This window comes from Lunatimonas lonarensis (assembly GCF_000390185.1).
Taxonomy (GTDB): Bacteria; Bacteroidota; Bacteroidia; order Cytophagales; family Cyclobacteriaceae; genus Lunatimonas; species Lunatimonas lonarensis.
The window spans coordinates 1-20,163 of record NZ_AQHR01000097.1 but is presented as its reverse complement, the minus strand read 5'-3'; the positions used below and the strand labels follow the sequence as shown (position 1 = coordinate 20,163).

Here is a 20,163-nt window from a genome sequence, read left to right as displayed (position 1 = left end):
CGAATTCAGTCCCCAGCTTAAAATCCACCTATTACCCGGTCATACCTTTGAATACGCTTTTTTTTGCGTATTTTAGCCACCAATTTATCGGATTTACGATATTTTTAATACCAATCAAAAAAAACAGATGTATTTATGAGTGACAAGACCCCTAAAATACTTTATACGCTTACCGATGAGGCCCCTGCGTTGGCCACTTATTCCTTGCTTCCGATTATCAAGGCCTTTACCGATTCGGCTGGCGTGGTAGTGGAAACCAGGGACATTTCCCTTTCCGGGAGGATCATCGCCTCCTTTCCAGAGTACCTTAAGGAAGAACAACGCATTGGTGATGCGCTCGCCGAACTTGGGGAGATCGCAAAAACCCCCGAGGCCAATATCGTTAAACTTCCCAACATCAGTGCCTCCATCCCCCAGTTAAAAGCCGCCATCAAAGAACTGCAAGCGCAGGGCTACAGCCTGCCAGACTATCCGGATGATCCCAAAACAGAGGAAGAGCAGAGCGTACGTGCCAAATACGATAAAGTAAAGGGTTCCGCCGTAAACCCTGTCTTACGGGAAGGCAACTCCGACCGAAGGGCACCCCAAGCGGTGAAACAGTTTGCCCGAAACAACCCGCATAGCATGGGCAAATGGAGCAAAGATTCCAAATCCCATGTGTCCAGTATGACTGGTGGTGATTTTTACGGCAGCGAACAATCCCGCACCCTTTCAGCCGCTACTACGGTGCACATTGTTCTCGAAAAAGCCGACGGCTCCAAGCAGGTGTTGAAAGACGGGTTAAAGCTACAGGCAGGAGAAGTGATCGACGCTTCCTCCATGAATGTGGCCGCGCTAAAGAAATTTTTAAAGGAGCAAAAGGAAGAAGCCAAAAAGCAAGGGGTCCTTTTCTCCCTTCACATGAAAGCGACCATGATGAAGGTATCCGATCCCATTATCTTTGGACATGCGGTTACCGTCTTTTTTGCACCCGTTTTTGAAAAACATGCGGCAACGTTTGCTGAAATCGGCGTCGATACCAAAAACGGTTTTGGTGACCTGATCACAGCACTGGGCAAACTCCCTGCAGACAAACGTGCGGAAATAGAAGCAGATATCGAGTCCTGTTATGCCGACAGCCCGGATTTGGCAATGGTGAACTCCGACAAAGGAATCACCAATTTGCACGTACCCTCCGATGTCATCATCGATGCCTCCATGCCGGCTATGATCCGATCCAGTGGTCAAATGTGGAACAAAAACAACCAACTGCAAGATACCAAAGCGGTAATCCCTGACCGTTCCTATGCGGGCGTATACCAGGAAACGATCCAGTTCTGCAAGGAAAACGGCGCTTTTGACCCCCGAACCATGGGATCTGTGCCAAATGTGGGCCTAATGGCCCAAAAGGCCGAGGAATATGGCTCCCACGACAAAACCTTTGAAGTTCCCGCAGCAGGAACCGTGAAAGTGGTGGATGCTTCAGGCGAGGTGTTGATGTCACACGAGGTGGAAGAGGGAGATATCTGGAGGATGTGTCAGGTGAAGGATGCCCCCATTCAGGACTGGGTGAAACTGGCCGTGAACCGCGCCAAAGCAACCGGCGCTCCTGCTGTATTCTGGCTGGATAAAAACCGTGCACACGACGCCCAGTTGATCACCAAAGTGGAAAAATACCTAAAAGATCACGATACTACCGGGTTGGAGATCCATATCCTATCTCCTGTGGAAGCCACGCGGTTTTCGTTGGTGCGCATGAAGGAAGGTAAAGATACCATATCCGTAACCGGAAACGTACTTAGGGATTACCTGACCGACCTTTTCCCTATATTGGAGCTGGGAACCAGTGCCAAGATGCTTTCCATTGTTCCGCTAATGAACGGAGGTGGCCTGTTTGAAACCGGTGCCGGTGGGTCTGCACCCAAGCACGTGCAGCAGTTTGTGGAAGAAGGACACCTTCGCTGGGACTCCTTGGGTGAGTTTTTGGCGATGGCCGTTTCCTTGGAGCACCTTGCCAATACATTCGGCAACGAACGTGCGCGGGTGTTGGGAGAAACCCTTGATGCCGCCACTGCCAAATTCTTACAGGAAGGAAAATCCCCTTCCCGCAGGGTCAATGAACTGGACAACCGTGGTAGTCACTTTTACCTCGCAATGTACTGGGCAGAAGCTTTGGCTGCCCAAGATAAGGACGCGGCACTGAAGGATATCTTCACGCCCGTGGCGAAGGATTTCGCTGCCAACGAGTCTAAAATCATCGAAGAACTAAACGGCGCACAGGGAAGTCCGGTGGATATAGGCGGTTACTACCGCCCAGACGAGGATAAAACGTCCGTTGCCATGCGTCCGAGTCAGACACTGAACCAAATCCTGGAAGGTATTAAAGCCTGATTTTCGATTTAGTTCCACACATGCTTAAGGGCCGGTTTTTTCCAAAAGCCGGCCCTTTTCGGTTCTATGAGATGCTTACATCGCCTGACCACTATGGCCGGAACAGGTGGCGGTGTAGAATCAGGACAAATGGATTCGGATAAAGCCTAATTCATCCTCCACATTTAGGTACATCCAAAATCCCTCCATTTTCTTTGGTGATCGCATTCCAATCAAATCTATGTTCCAATTCGCCATGGAAATTGTAAATCCCTGTCCGTTCACCACCTAAAAAGATTTCTCCTTTGGAATCCACCAGTACGGTATCAATGGTATAGGAAAGGTTCCTTACACCCACAGAATCTGGACTGCTTGTACAGGAGAAAAGTAGGGCAAGTCCTGCAAGAAAGGCTGTGGACCGGAGTTGGAATGCTAGGTGTTGTGGCTGTATGCATTAAAGGTAGGAAATTTGTGGTTGAAGAGGAGGTGGTTTAACGAACGTTAACGCGGGTTTGGATCTTTTAACATCGACACAATTAATTCGTCCAATACAGACGGATCAAAGGCATAGAACCGGGTGCAGAGGACTTGTTGACTTCTGTTTTGAGTGCTAAGGATAGGCAGGGAAATCCTTTTATGAATCTTTTATACAAAAGCTAAGCTAACTCTAAGGCTCTGATTTTGAATAAGCCACTGCGAGGATCAAAAACCTAAACGTTATATTTTGCAATCATTAAAAGAAATATTTGTTGCTTTCAATAGTTTCCAAAAAGAGACTGTTGAGGGCTACAAGGTGGATAATACTGAATTTTAGTTTATATTTGTTTAGTATATTTTTATACTTTATTTACTATTTTCCGAAACCTAAAGCCAATAAAATGGATGAGATTCAAATATACGCCTCAGCAACTGTCGCTATTCTAGGTATCGCTTATCCCATTCTTCTTCAGGTCATTTCCAGATTGGATGAAAAGTATGATTCTGACTACATTGTCGAGCTTTTCGAAGGGGAATGGATTAGAAAACTGTTTATATTCAGCTTATTTTCCTCTTTATTTTCCATTTTCCTTTGGACACTGAAAAGGCCTCCATTAATACTAAGGGACTACCTTATTGTCCAAAACTCGGCGGCCATTATGGTTATTTTTACCACAATTTTGCTGATAATAGTGTTTTTCGGATTTGTTAACAAGGTAATTGAGTACTATACCCCTCAGAAAATTGTACGGTATTTTATAAAAAAACATAATCGATGGCTAAAGAATGAACAGCCACTTGAAGACTTGAAATACTTTAAGGCTCTTTCCAGTATCTTTTTAATTTCTATTAGGCGACACCAAACCAACATATCGAAAACACTCTCAGATTTTTTCTACGGGGAGTTCAGAAAAGTACGTGAGAAATCCAAAAACCAGCTAGTTGAGTACCCTCAGCAATTTTATGACCTCGTATACACTTCTATAGAGGAGATAGTCCTTACAAAAGAAAGAAGAAATAGAACATTGGAGTACCGGCTAGGCAATGGAGTTTGGCTAATTGGGGAAACAGAAGTACAAATCTCAGAAAAAACATATTTATGGTTGTGGTTAAATCTACGCCTTGCTGTTCAAAATAATCATGATGATATGGTGTTCGCACACTGGGAAAATGCTGACAAATATTTCTCTTACTATCTCCGACAGAAAGAGTCTGTTAATAAATTAGCGACATCATCAACCACCTTTATTAAACCATCAAATCAAGATGAAGTTAAGAAGAGGGAATCCGAAAGAGAAAGATTTATTGAATTTCATTATGCTTTAGGTGGGTTATTAAGTTTTTCCAAGAGATTTTACTGTATTAGAAGAATGTTTGAATATACAAATCAAATACCTCCTAAATACGTATTGCTTCCAGACTCGATGAATGAAATATTCCAGTTCTTTTTTAAAATCAATAATGACATTAATCGTGAATTTGAATGGATTTCAAATAAGTATCCCTTTCCAAATTTAAGTGGACTAAGAGCTGATGGTATTGTAAAAAAATGGATTAGTTCATATATGGCAATTTTATTTCTGAGGCAGTATACGTTGCTCTCCCTTTTTACTTATTCACGCCCTTTAGATTTTCCAGATTTACCTCCAACACAGGGAGAGAAAAAATCATGGATTGAAGGATTAAATTTCTTCAAAGGGCTGGTTGTTGATCTCCTCGGAAATTCTGAAATACTGGAATCACTAGGGTTTGGATTTCTGACCGAGAGATGGTGTGAAGAAAATGACAAACTCTATCCCTTAGAGTTTCTTGATAGGCTAAAAGAACAGCTTGAAGCGAAATATGAACAAGGATCGCTGACAATATCCGTGGATTCTGAAAAAGAAAAACAGTTTTTCGATTCTAGTAAAAGGTCAATTGAAACTGCAATAGTATCCGCAATGAGGATAAATAATAATTCTCCTGTAGAAGGCGAGGTGGATATACGTTATGTAATTGGAGAAAGGATGCTGCAAAACAAAGACCCCTTTTCCAAGAACCCTGAGGCATCACATTTAAATTTTGATTCCTTTTTATCGGAAGCTATCTCAAGAAAAATCATAGATGGGCTGGGATCTACTTTCATTTTAAAACTTGCCAAAACATATTTAATGCCTCCAGAAAACCTTTTTAAAGCAATCGACGCACTTAAGGTTAATAAAGAGGAATTTGTGATCGTTAATTTTGGACTAAGGATCAGCTACTATAGGGATCACCTCAATATCCGAGAGTTAACAGAGACATCATATAAAGAAATCCCTATCATAAACTTTAGCGGTAGTAGGTCGGTAAACCGTACTCTTTTTGTCCTAAAAAAAGCACACTTACCAAAAATTACCCCTCTAACTATTGACCCAGAGGTAGAAGAAAAGTATCTATTGAAGCCAATAAGTGGTCAGTTTAATGTAAAAGGGTCTATAATAGATTTACATCAAAAAGCGGACATCAGGGAAGAATTTACTGGCAAAGAAAAATCAGATGAAGAGTTGAAGAGGTCTGTTTTGGTTTCTATATACCTTTCTTTAGAAATAAAATGGAAAAAAGAAGCAAGGGTTGTTGAGATTGCAGAGCGCTCGCCTTGGGAAGAACAAGGGATTGCACATGACATTAAGGATGTTGTCATTTTTGGCCAAATTACATAACTTTTCAAATTGACCATCCAAAAATGGGGTTCGATTGCGATATAGAAGGTGCCATTGATTGGATTAGCTGAAGAAATTTTCCGAAACAGATTAGCTTGCCTATGTGGCTAATAACACTTTTGACCTTCAAAAAATTTCATGCAAATCACTCATCCTTTGTTCCCTCTATTCTTTCCCTCAAAAACTCCGCAACCTCAATCATTGGCAACAAAAACCCGTCCATTCACCCCAAAATATTGATCTGGTATTTGATATTTCGGAGTTTGGTGATTATCGATTTTAGCGTCTAAATTGAGTCAGGTTGGCTTCTCAGATTTAAGATTATCCTTAGACTTGCCCAGGGTTCGGCGGTAAGCCATAACCTCCTCCTGTACCATTTGCTCAAAAGCTTCCTCCGTAGTCACAAACTCATTATCTGCTAGAACTACATGTAATTTGATCCCAAGTGCACCCTCCAGCTTTTCTATAGTCGAAAACTTATAGTCGCTCTGCCCCTTTAACAATTTGCTCACTTGCTGTGGGGTAACTTCCAAAGCTTTTGCTAATTGGGCTTGACTCCACCCTTTTTCTTCCAGCGCATCCAAAATACGTAACGCAACCCTGGCCGCATCCTTTAGTCTGGATCTATTTGCTTTCCGAAACGCTACTTTCTCCCTCCACTGGGAAACAGGATTTTCGGAAGCCAAAGCTTTGATTCTCTTTTCTATCTTATTCATAAAGCAATTCGAACAAGTCATCTGCGTCTTCAATTGTTTGCAGTACGATCTTGCTAAGTTTGGCTTTAGGATAGTAGTTCTCATAATCTTTCTTATACTTTTTGAAGAACTCCCTGAGAAACTCTACATCTGACCATTGCGCTTGTAGTATCCCAAGCGCATCCATTTCCTCTCCTTCATACTTCACAGCGAAGAGGCTTTCCTTAGAACACTCAAATATACTAATAATTTTCATATTATCAATCTGTAGGTTTACTTATAACTTCAACCGGTAGCTCAGGTACTCCTCCTTCACCCCCCCCTCTCTAATCCTTCAATTGCCGATCTCCCCCGTAAAGTGTACGCAAATATCATCTGAGCCAAATGATCAATTTTTGTTTTTAGGAAATATACTGGGTTTGGGTTTTGGAAGATAGTATAGAATAAGCGTTGAATCCAATGTTGTCAACTCCAAAACTTCCAACATATCACCCATCTTTCGAAAATACCGAAATTACCCTCGTAAACAAATGCAACAAACACCCCAACCTATTTCCCTTACCCACGCATTTAGTCCTCCATAAAAGTTTCCTTTAAAAAATTAGTTTTCTTTCGGAAAATCTTCTAACTTTTTAGTCACAAATACACTCCCTATGAAAAAACTCACGATACTTCTTCTGCCCCTACTAATCTTCTATGCCTGCTCCAGCTCCAACCAAGAGACAAAGGAATTTGGGGAATTAGTCTTTTCCCTCGACACCCTGATGATCGACCCCAAAGATGAAATCCTATTCCTACAGGGAGGCTTCCGCTGGTCCGACACCTCTACCGACAAACGCTATTTCTATAATTTCAACTATGCCAATAATGTACTGGAGATCATCGACTTGGATAAACTGACGCTCGAACGGGTGGTGGCGTATGAAAAGGAGGGGCCCAACGGCACTGGAGGACGTGTTGGAAAAATCCACTACCGGGGACAGGATTCGCTGTATTTTAGCAGTCATTTTGACCACGAGATCTTTGATCTGAAAGGACAAAAACTCTTATCCCACACGACCAAAAACGTCTCGTTTTCGGGAGGCGAATTTGGGGAAAATGAAGCTTTGCCCATGCCGGTGATGTGGTCCAAGCAGCCCCACCGCATCGTAGGATTGGGAAGAAAGTGGATAGAACCCGAAACCTCTTTTGTCAGCATCGATTTTTCGCAGCGTACGTTTGAGCGCCGGGAACTACCTGCCTTTGACATATTAAATGATTTCCACTACACCATGGAACAGCCCCAGGTTTGGTTTGGCCCCGAATATGCTACGTCCATCCTCGGAGAAACGGTGCTCTTTTCGATCAGCGTGGCGAGTCCGATCTATCGTTACCATATCCCAAGTGACAAGCTGGAATTGCACCGGGCCATCCCCTCCCTCACCGCTGGGGAAAAAACCGTCAAACCTCCCAAGCAGGTAAGCAACCGGGAAGAATACCGACCAGTAGACCGAATGCTCAAAGAGCAGATAAATTTCCAACATCCTATTTGGGACGAAGCACGGGGTCTATTCTACCGCTTTTCCTACCAAGAGATCTTTCCAACCAATCCGGATGAGCCGGATCCCTTTAGAAAAGCCAAGGTCTACCTCACGCTGCTCGACCGAGATCTAAGCATCGTTTCGGAGCATGAAGTGCCTGTGATCGATTTTGTCCCTATCTTCCCCTTTGTCAAAGACGGAGCTATTTGGATGCCAGTGAATGTAATGGATGAGCTTGGTTTTGCACGGCTGACCATGCGCTGAGTGGCATATGGACAGTGGCCTTGGAGAAAATGTACTTGCGAACAGATGAATTTGAAAAGCAAGAAAAACACAGCTTTCTACTGTAGTATATCATTCAATTCCCGGCCTTCCGACTGCCAGCCAGAGATATTATCTTCGCAGCCTCCCGGATTCCGCTCAAATAGGCTCCATGGACCGTTCCCCTGAAAGCCTTGCTGGTATGTTCCCCTGCAAAAAACACCCTTTCCGCTACTGACCCGGCAAGCGTATCAAACGCATCGCTTGAAATTCCTTTTTTTGCATAGGAATAGGCACCGAACGAGTTGGTATTCCCTGCCCATTTGGTTCGAACCATATCTTGGGGATAAGGTATGGAAGAACCATATATGTTACGAAGATGATCCATGATGCCATCTACAACTGCAGAATCCGATAGGTGTTCGGAAGCCGCCGCAAAATCCCCAAAAGCAAAGGAAACCAATCCATTTACAGATGAAAAATACCTGGTGTTCAAAAAAAGATTGAAGTGTCCTTTCGTTTCGGGCGTATAACCAATAAACTGAACCTTAGTATCCCAAAATGGCTTATTCCAAACCAACATAAACTTGTTTACGATACCCATCCCGAGCCCAGCAATGGCATTTGCTGAGCCGGTCGGCAACTCTGGTTTAAAACGTAATATTCCCTTCTTTAGCACACCCAGCGGAACTGCAACGACTACAAAATCCGCTTCTTTGGAAGCTCCGCCAGCCTGTACTTTGACCTTTGCTCCCGTGTAGTCTATCCCCGAAACCGTGGTATTCAATCGGATATCCAAACCATCTGCCAAATAGGTAGCGATGCGGTCGTAGCCATTTGTGATGAATAGATCTGAACCTGGAAACTCATCGTCATCGTAAAAATCGATTGACGATAGATCTGAAAGGTCTGCTCCCGTATCAAACTCCAAAAAGGCAGAAAGCATAAATTTCCAATGCCGATCCTCTATTCGATCTGGATAAAGCTGATTGAAGACCTCCTGAAAACTTTTGGATGGGGCCCCATTTTTCTTTACTGCTCTTAAGGCACGGATATACTGCCTTTCTGCCTTCCTCCGGACACCATCCTGGTAGACCGTCCCATTTACATTGTATAGGATGACGCTTTCGTCATCGGCAGGGATCGTCTCAACTCCAGACTCACGGGCAAGGGAAGTAATCGGGTTTCCCGTAGATCCATGTATCCAGCTGGCACCCTCGTCGAAGGCCAGGCCCAAGCTTCTGTTGGTACGCAACCTGCCGCCAACAGTGGACTGAGCTTCCAACACGGTGACCGAAAAACCCAGCCTGCTAAGCTCTCTTGCCGATGCAAGTCCAGCCACCCCTGCTCCTACGACAACCACCGATTTCCCAATCTGAGCAGGCCTCGTGTTCCCGAAAAAGAATGGGCTTCCGATAAAAGGTGGTATCACAGCCATGGGAAAACTACTGATAGCCCGCTTTAAAAATAGCCGTCGATGCATCTTTACGTTCGAATTAATACCTAAATTAACAAACATCTTCTCCAAAAACAACGCAAAAAAACCAGCTTATTCCATGCATGCTTTCTCAAGAACTGATCTATTCTGCCGCAACAGCTATTTGCCGGATCCTTCCCGGAATATATCCAACCGGCTGATCATTCATTCACTAGTCAGGGCAAAATCGATCAATTTCCTCCCCAGCCCTCTCCCGATGTATTCAGGCGAAAAAAACAGCATTTCAATCTTTCGGTCAGCAACACCTATGAAACCCACCAATTCACCAGAGGGCAAGATTTTGAGGCAGTGTACCTCAAAATCATTAAAATCTATGAAATGCACGAGCGCCTTGATTTCGACAAAGTCATCCGAGGTCAAAAAATGATGGGTTGCCAAAACGGATCTTTCCCAAACATCCAGTATTGCGGTTCGGTCATTGCCCGAATAGGGTAGAATACATGTATCGCGATAATATTTCATATTAGTTGAGTTTCGAACACCACGAGGAAGTGATAACTGTTGCATTATTCAATACGCCATTAAACACAAACTCCCTCGAATGCTTAAAATAAATTTCGCTTCAATCAGCAAACCAGCCAGAGACTTAAAAAACCACCTGGTCCCTATTTCTATAGCTTTCTCTCCTGGTGTAAAAAAAAACCGCTCCACTCGGAACGGTTTCTGTTTTCAGCTGTGAGGTACGGCTAGAGTCTTTTGATCTGTATATTTCTGAACCAGATATCGTCTCCGTGGTCCTGGAAGGAAATCGCACCCTCTTTGTACTTTGCAAAGCCGGGCATATCCTTGAACTTACTGTTGGCAACCATCTCATCCCAGGCCTCCGTCCACATTGTAGTCTTTACGGTCTGAACGCCGTTAAGGTAAAACTCCAGTTCACCGTCCTTCAAAACAATCTCTGTGAGGTTCCACTCGCCTACTGGCTTAACCGGCTCGACCTCTGATGCAATCAGATCGTACAGGTTCGCGGTACGGTGCGTGACAATCTGCCCATCGCGGTGCCCGTCGTTGTCCAGCAACTGGTACTCTGGGCCGGTGTGGTAGGTCGCATTGTACTCCCCATTGTCCTGCACCAAAAACATAATACCACTGTTGCCGCTTTCGGAGATCTTCCACTCTACCTTTAGGTGAAAGTCAGCAAACGTCTCCTTGGTGACGATATCCCCGCCAGTGAGGCCTTCCTCCCGCTTCCGCTGTCCCTGAAAAAAGAGGGTACCATCCTGAATAATCCAGGCTTCACCTGGCTGCTCCTTGCCAAAGCCTTTAAAGTTTTCGAGCGAGCTACCATCGAAGAGGGTAATCCATTCACTGCCCTTAGTGGCAGAAAGCTGGGCATCCGTCGAAGCGCTACTTCCTGAGTTGTCACCGGTACCTCCACAAGAGGCCAAGGCCATTCCGGCCGCTACGAGTACTACTTGGTAATTCTTCATATTCAATTGAGGGTTGGTTGTGTACCATTGAAAGCTAAAAAAGAACCCTTTCTACACCCTAGGGAGCAGACAGGATTCTTTTTGTGCCATGGAATGTGCGCTTACTTTTTAAGCAACAAAACGTAGGTTACCATCAGCTCAGCATCCTCTTTGGAAAGAGAGGGGTGTGCCGGCATGGGTATTTCACCCCAAACGCCGACATTGCCGGTGATAACGTGGCTGGCCAGCTTCTCTACGTTGGCCGCTGTGAGCTCGTATTTATCCGAAACGTCGTTGTAGGAGGGTCCAACGATTTTCCTGTCCACCATGTGGCAGCTAGGGCAGTCGTTCTGCTTTACCAAAGCCAAACCAGCCGCAAAGTCTGGGTTGTCCTTGTGCCTCTCCTCTGGACTGAGTTCCTGCTGGGCAGGAGCGGTAGCAGCAGGAGCCGGGGTGCTCGTCTCCGTTTTTGAACCGGAACCACCACATGAGGTAGCCAGAATAGCCGCTGCCAATGCCGCAACGCTTAAGGTTTTGTTTAATTTCATTTTTACTTGTTTGTATTTGATTTGATTTTAACTGATTCCCAATATTTTTTTATTAAAATTTTCATCCGCACCGGTAGACGCAAAATCATCGAAGGTTTTTTCAGTCACCCGGATAATTTTTTCGCTTATAAATTTGGCTCCTTCGATCGCACCGTTTTCAGGATGCTTTAATGCGCATTCCCACTCAAGCACTGCCCATCCATCGAAATCGTATTGGGAAAGCTTGCTGAAAATGCCGTTGAAATCAACCTGGCCATCACCCAAGGAACGGAAACGTCCGGCACGTTCCACCCAGCCCGAATAGCCTCCGTACACACCTTGACGACCGGTAGGGCTGAACTCAGCATCCTTCACATGGAACATTTTGATTCTGTCGTGGTAAATATCGATAAAATCCAAGTAATTCAAGCACTGCAGTACAAAGTGGCTGGGATCGTATAGGATATTCGCTCGCTTGTGGTTGTTTACCTTCTCGAGGAATTTCTCGAAGGTTACGCCATCATGCAGGTCTTCTCCAGGATGCAGCTCGTAGCATACGTCCACGCCATACTTGTCAAATTCATCCAAAATCGGCAGCCAGCGTTTGGCAAGCTCCTCAAACCCAGTATCCACCAGTCCCGCGGGGCGCTGAGGCCAGGGGTACACGGTGTGCCACATAAGCGCACCGCTAAACGTCGCATGGGTTTTCAGCCCAAAGTTATGGGAGGCCTTTGCTGCCCACTTGAGCTGCTGGGTTGCCCATTCGGTTTTTCCTTTGAGATCACCCGCCAGCTCTTTGGGGGCAAAGGCATCAAACATTTCGTTATAGGCAGGATGAACCGCCACCAATTGTCCCTGCAAGTGGGTAGAAAAATCGGATATTTCCACACCGGCTTCTTTCACTACTGCCTTGATCTCGTTTACATAATCCATGTCCTCTGCTGCACGCTGCAAATCAATCAGTCGGGCATCCCAGGTAGGGATTTGTACCGCCTTGTATCCTATACTGGCAGCCCAGGTGGTAATGTTCTTTAGGTTATTGAAAGGCGCTTTATCATCGGCAAACTGCGCCAAAAAAAGCGCGGGTCCTTTTATGGTTTTCATAGGGTTTCCGTTTTTTTAAAGTTCAAAGGTAGTCCATTTTTGTTCACTTTTCGCACTCTTGACCACGTGTTCTACGAAGGCCATTCCACGAAGCCCATCCTCCGCACCGGGGAAGTCCAGCCATTCCGGCTTAGGAACCTCACCTTTGCGCTTGGCATACAGGGTTCTGGCGAAATTCCGGTACAAATTTGCAAAGGCTTCCAGGTAACCCTCCGGATGTCCACCCGGTGTACGGAGATTTTCCATCGCTGCGGGCGAAAGGTAGGGTATGTTGCCACCTGTACGGTAAATCTGTGCTGGCGCTTCCGGATGGCGAACGATGAGCGTGTTGGCATTGTCCTGTTCCCACTCGAGACCTGCTTTTTCTCCAAACACCCTGATTTTGATATTGTTTTCAGAACCTGTCGCTATTTGGGAGGCCATAAGAACGCCCGAGGCACCGTTATCGTATTTGAGGAGTACCGCCCCATCGTCATCCAGTGTACGGCCATTCACTACGATGTTTAGGTCAGCGCACAGTTTGGTCGTTTTAAGTCCGCTGATATACTCGGCAAGGTTAAAAGCATGGGTACCAATATCCCCCATACAATTAGCTATACCGCTCTGTTTGGGGTCTGTACGCCATTTAGCCTGTTTGTAGTCGGTGTTCTCCAGGTCTGTCCATAACCATCCCTGAGGATATTCCACATAGATCTTACGGATTTTGCCCAACACGCCGGATTTGATCAGGTGCTTGGCTTCCTTTACCATGGGGTATCCCGTATAGGTATGGGTAAGACAAAACAACAGACCCGTCTCCTCGATGGTTTTGGCAAGCTCTTTGGCTTCCTCGTAGGTAAAGGTCATGGGTTTGTCGAGAACGACGTGAAAGCCACTCTTCAGCGCTTTCACAGCGGGATCAAAATGTACGTGATTGGGGGTAACAATGGCCACAAAATCAATGCGTTCATCTTCAGGAAGCTGCTTTTCCTTTTCGAACATTTCGTCATAGGAGGCATACACCCTGCCGGCAGGCAAAAAAAGCTCTCTTCCGGTTTGCTGGGATTTTTCCGGGTTACTGCTGAACGCACCTGCTGCCAGCTCGATAAGACCATCCATAGCTGCAGATATGCGGTGCACTGCCCCGATAAAGGATCCCGGTCCTCCACCGATCATCCCCATTTTTAATTTTTTGTCGCTCATTCTTTTAATCTTTGGTTTATTGGTTTCTGAACTTTAAGGAATTATTTTACAAATCTTTCTATATTACATCGGAGATCGGATGGCCCCCCTACTAAAACTCACGATATGCGTTAATCCAGCATCCATAACGTACAAATACGGGGGAACGAACCGATACCAACGAGTGCTAAATTTACGCCAAAATGGTCAAAATATAAATTTATTATCCATTACTTTACCTCACGGCTGTTTAGATGGCCGCTAAATACAATTAACCTTTACGAACACTATGACCTCATCTATCAGAATCAAACTTTCCCTCATGATGTTTTTGGAGTTTTTCGTGTGGGGCTCTTGGTTCGTCACACTGGGTACCTTTCTCGGAAACAACCTTAGCGCGACTGGTACCCAACTTGCCGCCGCTTTTTCTACCCAATCCTTTGGTGCCATTATCGCTCCTTTCATCATAGGGTTGATTGCCGACCGGTACTTTAACGCCGAGAAAATACTGGGGGTGCTACACCTGGCCGGGGCAGGGTTGATGTTCATGATGTTCCGGTCTGATAGCTTTACGGGATTTTACCCCTATGTGTTCCTCTACATGCTGATTTATATGCCCACGTTGGCATTGGTCAATTCCGTTTCCTTCAATCAGATGAAGGATCCGGCCAAAGAATTCAGCACCATTCGTGTATGGGGCACCATAGGCTGGATCTCTGCGGGTTTGTTGATCAGCTATTTTTTCCTTTGGGATAGTCCAGCAGCAATTGGAGCCGGCATGCTGCGCAACACCTTCCTTATGTCCTCCATTTCTTCTTTGGTTTTGGGAGTCTTTTGCTTTGGGCTGCCGAATACCCCGCCCAAAGCGGGTGTTGCAGGTACCCGTACGCTATCAGAAATACTGGGTCTCGACGCACTCACCCTCTTAAAAAACAGGGACTTCGCCATTTTCTTCATTTCGTCAGTACTGATATGTATCCCACTGGCATTTTATTATCAAAATGCCAACCCCTTTCTGTCGGAGGTGGGTCTCCCCAACCCAACTGGCATGATGACCATCGGCCAAGTGTCAGAGGTTCTTTTTCTCCTTGCCATGCCGTTTTTCTTCAGAAAATTTGGCCTAAAGACCACATTGATCGTAGGTATGCTGGCCTGGGTAGTCCGATATGTGTTTTTCGCTTACGGCGATGCAGGATCAGGTACCTATTTGTTGATCATCGGAATTGCACTACATGGTATCTGCTACGATTTCTTTTTCGTTTCCGGTCAGATTTACACCGATTCGAAGGCCGGCGAACGATATAAAAGTTCAGCACAGGGGCTGATCACACTGGCTACTTATGGGATAGGCATGCTGATCGGATTTTGGATCGCAGGAATTGTATCGGACGCTTATAAATATGCAGACGGACACGATTGGAAATACATATGGTTGATCCCTTCCGGTATCGCCCTGGGAGTCACCGTATTGTTTATCCTGTTTTTCAAAGACAGGGATTTCGAGAAAGTAACCGCAGACCGAAAAGCCGAAAAAAACATTGAAATTAAAAATAAGTTAAGTACAAGATGAAGAGCACAAACAGTCCCTTCTACATAAAGCACGCATATTCCAGTTGGTTTTTTGGGTAGTAGGCGATTTATAAATATGTTTGTTGTCTTCAACAATGAAAACCTAAAATAAAAAAGAGTTATATGGCGAATCAGAGTTATGATGCTATTGTCGTCGGTTCCGGAATCAGTGGAGGATGGGCGGCAAAAGAGCTGACTGAAAAAGGATTAAAGGTACTACTATTGGAAAGGGGTCCCATGGTAGAGCATGTCAAAGATTACAAAACGGCCACCTTAAGCCCCTGGGAGGTACCACATCGCGGACGTAGAACCATAGAACTGTTGGAAAACCACCCCAACCTACGAAGGGATTACGTACTCAATGAACTTAACCTGGACTGGTGGGCCCATGAAGCCGATTCCCCTTACGTGGAGAAAAAGCCCTTTACTTGGTTTAGAGGATATCAGGTAGGCGGTCGGTCTCTACTTTGGGGCCGTCAAAGCTACCGCTGGGCAGACGAGGATTTTGAAGCGAACCTGAAGCAGGGGATTGCTGTGGACTGGCCTATTCGCTACAAAGACCTAGCACCTTGGTACAGCTACGTCGAAAAATTTGCGGGAATTGCAGGAAACAAAGACAACTTGCCCATACTTCCGGATGGCGACTTTATGCCTCCGTTTCCCCTGAACTGTGTGGAAGATCAAGTGGCAGCGCGGATCAAAGAGAAATTCAATGGCAAGCGGGCCATGGTGCACGCCAGGGTTGCGAATATTACACAGCCCCTTCCCGGACGTCCCGGATGTCAGTACCGTAATAAATGCTCGCTTGGATGTCCCTTCGGAGGTTATTTCAGTACCCAATCCTCTACACTGCCGGCGGCGCTCGCTACCGGCAACCTCACACTGAGGCCTTGGTCTATCGTCAATAAGCTGATTTATGACAAGGACAGCAAGCGTGCCACAGGCGTTGAAATTGTGGATGGCGAGACGAACGAAGTGATTGAGTTTGATGCGAAAATTATATTCCTATGTGCCTCAGCACTTAACTCAGCAGCTATCCTGATGCGCTCTGCAACCGAAGTATGGCCGGAAGGATTGGGAAGCAGTTCTGGAGAACTAGGCCACAACGTGATGGATCACCATTTCCGCTTAGGGGCCAATGGCCTGGTGGATGGATTTGACGATAAATATTACTATGGTCGTCGTCCCGGTGGCTTCTACATACCTAGATACCGAAACCTGGGTGGGGAAAAACGCGATTATGTGCGGGGATTCGGTTACCAAGGAGGTGCCAGTCGAAGTGGATGGAGCCGAAACGTCGCCGAGATCCAATTTGGTGCGCCGCTTAAAAACGAGCTGACCGAACCAGGACCATGGTCAATCGGCATGACTGCTTTCGGAGAGATCCTCCCCTATCATGAAAACACCGTGAAACTCAGCAAGACGGAGAAAGACAAATGGGGCATGTATGTGTTGGAAATGGATGCCGAAATAAAGGAAAACGAGAAGAAAATGCGGGTGGATATGATGAACGATGCCGCTGAAATGCTCGAAGCTGCCGGTGTTAAAAACATAAACACCTACGACAACGGGTATACCTTTGGACAGGGCATACACGAGATGGGAACCGCCCGTATGGGCCGAGACCCAAAAACCTCCGTGCTCAACGGCAATAACCAAGTATGGGATGCGAAGAACGTGTTTGTAACAGACGGTGCTGCTATGACTTCTGCGGCTGCGCAAAACCCATCCCTCACTTACATGGCAATGACCGCCCGGGCTGCAAATTTTGCGGTGGAGGAACTAAAAAAACGAAACCTTTAATCATTTAACAATACGTACATGAGCAAGATGAATAGAAGAGACGCGCTCAAAAGCGTGGCACTGATGATGGGGGGAACCATGGTCGGCGCCAACGTAATTTTGACTGGCTGCGCTCCAGAAGATAGCATTGAAGGGCTGGATTTTTCCGATTCAGACCTGGCCTACATGGATGAAATCGGAGAAGCAATCATTCCCACAACGGACACTCCTGGTGCCAAGGCGGTAGCCATTGGAGCCTTTATGGCAAGAATGGTCAAAGCCACCTACAATAAAGAGCAGCAAGAAATCTTTATTGCCGGATTGAACAGTCTGAAAAAAGACTTCAAATCTGATATGGGAAAAGACTTCATGAAAGCGACCGTGGAAGAACGCACAGCCTATCTCAATGAACTCAACCGCAAAGCAATCGAGGAGTTCAATAGTGGAAACAAAACACCGGCCTACGTGGGCATGTTCAAAGATCTAACGGTCTTGGGTTATTTCACTTCTGAGATTGGAGCCACACAGGCTCTACGGTATATAGAAACTCCCGGTAGGTACGATCCCTGTATGGATTACAAAAAAGGTGACCGTGCCTGGGCTACCTAGTAAAAAACAAGAAGCATTAAAGGGATGAAAGTTGATTTCATCCCTTTTTTGATGCAGTTCATATTCTTTTTTGCATATTTTTTTGATAAAACCAAAAACTTCCGTATACTCAGCATGAAAACTTAACCACTAGTTCGATGCTCAAATTATTAATCGCCCTTTCACTTTCTCTTACCCTTCCCTTATTATTTTCACCCAACGCAAGTTTTCTACCGATATTTACGCAGGAACAGGAACCAGTTGACGATCTGGAACGCTATGCAGTCAATAAAGAAATACCGGACGAAATACGTGCTGTGACACTGGAAGCCTTATCCTACTTTCCGGATTTACTGGATGTTAAAATTGAGTTTCAGTTTAAAGAAACCATAAATGGATCCGTCATGCAGGCCCAGCCCAAGGTTTTTTCAGTAATTTTCAACAACAAAGACACCCGGTCCTACCGTGTTAAAGTAAGTAGAAATCTACACTTTGAGGACGACGGGTACCTTCCTATAGAAGAATTGCCAAAGGATGTCCTCCTTGGGTGGATAGGCCATGAACTGGGCCATATAATGGACTACCTGGATAGAAGTTCTACCAATTTGCTTCATTTCGGAGCCAAGTACTTCTGCTCTCAAAAATTCATCACCCAAGCTGAAATCAATGCGGATACCTATGCTGTCTCTGCGGGGTTGGGAAAGCAGATTATCACCCATAAACAATTTGTACTCAACCATGATATGCTTTCGGAGGATTACAAGGAAAAAATCAGAAGACTGTACCTTTCTCCATCCCAGATTATGACGATGATCGACGATGATGACCTGGAAAAGATCAATTAAAATATTCGGTTCAAAGACAAAATCGTAACCTTTAGGGCATTTTTTTGGTATAACGGTAAGGAGATGGCCGACCCGTTGTATCGCTTTGACTGTGTCCCTATGAATACGATCACCCTTCCATTCTTCCCGCTTAAGCTGGTGGCTTTTCCCGGAGAAAAGCTTAACCTCCACGTATTCGAACCTCGCTACAAGCAACTGATAGGAGATTGCCTATTGAAAGGGAGTACTTTCGGAATTTGCGTATACTTGGATAAGCTGACCATGTATGGCACCGAGGTTAGCATTCTCGAAGTCTCAAAAACCTACGAGGATGGACGGATGGACATCCAAGCTCTGGGGATCCGCCCATTCCGTATCGTTAACTTCAGAAACCCTATGGGGGAAAAACTCTATGCAGGCGGAGAAGTATCCATCCTTGAGGGAGATGAATTTACCGACACCCTACTGTACGCAGAGTTCAAAGAATTGATGGTTGATATGCTACAGCTTCTTGGTCTTCCCGAAAACGAAGATTTTAAGCGAATAGACACCTACAATTTCTCCCATAAGATCGGACTGAGCCTAGAGGAGGAATTTAAGCTTCTACTAATGAGAAACGAAGCAGAGAGACTGCGTTTTTTGGTACAACACCTGAGGAAAGCTCTACCTATTCTGGTGAAAATGGAAGAAGCCAAACGCAAAATCCAGATGAACGGCTATTTCAAAAACCTGGATCCTTTAAATTTTTGACAGCCTGTCTTTGCGTATATACGCCTTCCGATTATTCCAGGTAACCTCATACCATGAGTCTACGGAAGCTTCTATCCGTACCCTATGCCCCACATCAACCTTTCTAATAAGGTTACCGGCAGCCGTGGGACTATCCATTACAAGCGTTGGACTCCCGGTAATGATCCCCATTTCAGGTGCTCGCAGAAAGTTGTTGCTCAAAAACCCCAATAACAGAAACACCATCGTGGGAGCATAAAAAACCGCTTTCTTTTGTCTAAAAATCAGCGCAAAAATGAGCATCAGTACCGCGAAAAAAACAAAAAGAACGGTTAGCTCGGCCTGTACATCGATAAGAAACTTGAAAAATTTCTCCCGATCGGAGACATCGTACCCATACAGCGTACCTTGGCTGGTCAGCGACTTGATTTTGGTGATAACCTTCGGGTTTGGGTTGTTATCGTAGTATTTGGAAAGATACTTGGTAGCCTTGCCAAAATCCCCCATCCCCTCGGAAATAAAAGCCATCTTGAGCAGCATGGCGGGAGAATAGCTGGCTTCCTCGTATAGTAAATGCTCGTAAATCACCAAAGCCTCCTTGTATTGCTTGGTTAAAAAGAGAGAGTCCGCTTTTTCCAAGGTGAGGACAGCTCCCTGAATTACAGGAGAATAAAATAACCCAAGAAATAATACGCCTAATTTAACAATAATCCCTCGGTGTATATTTTGCATTTTCAAACAGATCGGTTAAATTTGCAGTCCAATTACGGGGGCAAAGGAATCGCATGGTTCTTTGCCCGTGACAAATATAGTAAATGATTCCGTAGCTCAGCTGGTAGAGCATAACACTTTTAATGTTAGGGTCCTGGGTTCGAGCCCCAGCGGGATCACTTGGTTATGAGAGAGCTGTTCGTAGGAGCGGCTCTTCTTGTTTTACCTTAGATGCCCAAAGGGCGAGAAGTTTATCCCGATAAACACAGCGAAGCGGA

18 protein-coding genes and 1 tRNA gene are annotated in these 20,163 nt (G+C 45.3%); 9 read left to right on the top strand and 10 right to left on the bottom strand.

All coding sequences use genetic code 11. The annotated features are described in order from the left end of the window. Nucleotides 1–135: 135 nt before the first annotated feature. The gene (locus ADIS_RS17115; RefSeq protein ID WP_010855912.1) at nucleotides 136–2,370 is read left to right on the top strand and encodes an NADP-dependent isocitrate dehydrogenase; all 2,235 of its coding nucleotides are present in this window, start codon (nucleotides 136–138) and stop codon (nucleotides 2,368–2,370) included. A gap of 151 nt (nucleotides 2,371–2,521) precedes the next feature. Here the strand turns inward: ADIS_RS17115 and ADIS_RS17110 are convergent, their stop codons facing one another. Further along, nucleotides 2,522–2,707 (bottom strand): hypothetical protein, encoded by a 186-nt coding sequence (locus tag ADIS_RS17110; RefSeq protein ID WP_010855911.1) that lies wholly within the window; start codon nucleotides 2,705–2,707, stop codon nucleotides 2,522–2,524. A 520-nt stretch (nucleotides 2,708–3,227) separates the two neighbouring features. On the opposite strand from ADIS_RS17110, the gene ADIS_RS17105 reads away from it, so the two are divergent. Beyond that, nucleotides 3,228–5,507 (top strand): hypothetical protein, encoded by a 2,280-nt coding sequence (locus ADIS_RS17105; RefSeq protein WP_155907574.1) that lies wholly within the window; start codon nucleotides 3,228–3,230, stop codon nucleotides 5,505–5,507. A 296-nt stretch (nucleotides 5,508–5,803) separates the two neighbouring features. Here the strand turns inward: ADIS_RS17105 and ADIS_RS17095 are convergent, their stop codons facing one another. Both ADIS_RS17095 and ADIS_RS23170 read right to left on the bottom strand, forming a co-directional pair. Then, the gene (locus ADIS_RS17095) at nucleotides 5,804–6,223 is read right to left on the bottom strand and encodes a helix-turn-helix domain-containing protein (protein WP_010855908.1); all 420 of its coding nucleotides are present in this window, start codon (nucleotides 6,221–6,223) and stop codon (nucleotides 5,804–5,806) included. Next, on the bottom strand, nucleotides 6,216–6,458 hold the full coding sequence (locus tag ADIS_RS23170) for a hypothetical protein (protein WP_051113344.1): 243 nt from the start codon (nucleotides 6,456–6,458) through the stop codon (nucleotides 6,216–6,218). Before ADIS_RS23170 ends, ADIS_RS17095 begins: the two co-directional genes overlap by 8 nt. A 397-nt stretch (nucleotides 6,459–6,855) precedes the next feature. Here ADIS_RS23170 and ADIS_RS17085 point away from each other — a divergent pair, with 397 nt between their 5' ends. Then, on the top strand, nucleotides 6,856–7,986 hold the full coding sequence (locus tag ADIS_RS17085; protein ID WP_010855906.1) for a DUF4221 family protein: 1,131 nt from the start codon (nucleotides 6,856–6,858) through the stop codon (nucleotides 7,984–7,986). A 94-nt stretch (nucleotides 7,987–8,080) separates the two neighbouring features. On the opposite strand, the gene ADIS_RS17080 is transcribed toward ADIS_RS17085, so the two are convergent. The 6 genes from ADIS_RS17080 to ADIS_RS17055 all read right to left on the bottom strand — a co-directional run bounded on the left by ADIS_RS17080 (nucleotide 8,081) and on the right by ADIS_RS17055 (nucleotide 13,703). Beyond that, entirely contained in the window at nucleotides 8,081–9,421 is a 1,341-nt protein-coding gene (locus tag ADIS_RS17080; protein ID WP_162141582.1) for a flavin monoamine oxidase family protein, read from the bottom strand. Between the two features lie 204 nt (nucleotides 9,422–9,625). After that, complete coding sequence (locus ADIS_RS17075) at nucleotides 9,626–9,943, bottom strand: GNAT family N-acetyltransferase (RefSeq protein WP_051113343.1); 318 nt, start codon at nucleotides 9,941–9,943, stop codon at nucleotides 9,626–9,628. 224 nt (nucleotides 9,944–10,167) lie between these two features. After that, the gene (locus ADIS_RS17070) at nucleotides 10,168–10,911 is read right to left on the bottom strand and encodes a 3-keto-disaccharide hydrolase (protein WP_035806656.1); all 744 of its coding nucleotides are present in this window, start codon (nucleotides 10,909–10,911) and stop codon (nucleotides 10,168–10,170) included. Nucleotides 10,912–11,012: 101 nt separating this feature from the next. Next, a complete protein-coding gene (locus tag ADIS_RS17065; RefSeq protein WP_010855903.1) occupies nucleotides 11,013–11,438 on the bottom strand; it encodes a c-type cytochrome in 426 nt (141 codons plus the stop codon). Nucleotides 11,439–11,465: 27 nt separating this feature from the next. Beyond that, nucleotides 11,466–12,521 (bottom strand): sugar phosphate isomerase/epimerase family protein, encoded by a 1,056-nt coding sequence (locus ADIS_RS17060; RefSeq protein WP_010855902.1) that lies wholly within the window; start codon nucleotides 12,519–12,521, stop codon nucleotides 11,466–11,468. A gap of 15 nt (nucleotides 12,522–12,536) precedes the next feature. Beyond that, on the bottom strand, nucleotides 12,537–13,703 hold the full coding sequence (locus tag ADIS_RS17055; RefSeq protein WP_010855901.1) for a Gfo/Idh/MocA family protein: 1,167 nt from the start codon (nucleotides 13,701–13,703) through the stop codon (nucleotides 12,537–12,539). Nucleotides 13,704–13,971: 268 nt separating this feature from the next. Between ADIS_RS17055 and ADIS_RS17050 the strand changes: the two genes are divergently transcribed. The 5 genes from ADIS_RS17050 (at nucleotide 13,972) to ADIS_RS17030 (ending at nucleotide 19,195) form a co-directional block, all read left to right on the top strand. After that, entirely contained in the window at nucleotides 13,972–15,252 is a 1,281-nt protein-coding gene (locus ADIS_RS17050; RefSeq protein ID WP_035806652.1) for a nucleoside permease, read from the top strand. 122 nt (nucleotides 15,253–15,374) lie between these two features. Next, nucleotides 15,375–17,054 carry a GMC oxidoreductase gene (locus ADIS_RS17045; protein ID WP_010855899.1) on the top strand — a complete coding sequence of 560 codons (1,680 nt, stop codon included), beginning with the start codon at nucleotides 15,375–15,377 and terminating at the stop codon, nucleotides 17,052–17,054. An 18-nt stretch (nucleotides 17,055–17,072) separates the two neighbouring features. Continuing rightward, nucleotides 17,073–17,642 carry a gluconate 2-dehydrogenase subunit 3 family protein gene (locus tag ADIS_RS17040; RefSeq protein ID WP_010855898.1) on the top strand — a complete coding sequence of 190 codons (570 nt, stop codon included), beginning with the start codon at nucleotides 17,073–17,075 and terminating at the stop codon, nucleotides 17,640–17,642. A gap of 137 nt (nucleotides 17,643–17,779) precedes the next feature. Continuing rightward, complete coding sequence (locus tag ADIS_RS17035) at nucleotides 17,780–18,466, top strand: hypothetical protein (protein WP_010855897.1); 687 nt, start codon at nucleotides 17,780–17,782, stop codon at nucleotides 18,464–18,466. Nucleotides 18,467–18,529: 63 nt separating this feature from the next. Further along, on the top strand, nucleotides 18,530–19,195 hold the full coding sequence (locus tag ADIS_RS17030; protein WP_010855896.1) for an LON peptidase substrate-binding domain-containing protein: 666 nt from the start codon (nucleotides 18,530–18,532) through the stop codon (nucleotides 19,193–19,195). On the opposite strand, the gene ADIS_RS17025 is transcribed toward ADIS_RS17030, so the two are convergent. Next, the gene (locus ADIS_RS17025; protein ID WP_010855895.1) at nucleotides 19,184–19,906 is read right to left on the bottom strand and encodes an SH3 domain-containing protein; all 723 of its coding nucleotides are present in this window, start codon (nucleotides 19,904–19,906) and stop codon (nucleotides 19,184–19,186) included. The two genes, ADIS_RS17030 and ADIS_RS17025, sit on opposite strands and share 12 nt — an antisense overlap. 85 nt (nucleotides 19,907–19,991) lie before the next feature. Here ADIS_RS17025 and ADIS_RS17020 point away from each other — a divergent pair. Continuing rightward, nucleotides 19,992–20,064: transfer RNA gene (locus tag ADIS_RS17020), tRNA-Lys, on the top strand. Nucleotides 20,065–20,163 lie beyond the last annotated feature (99 nt).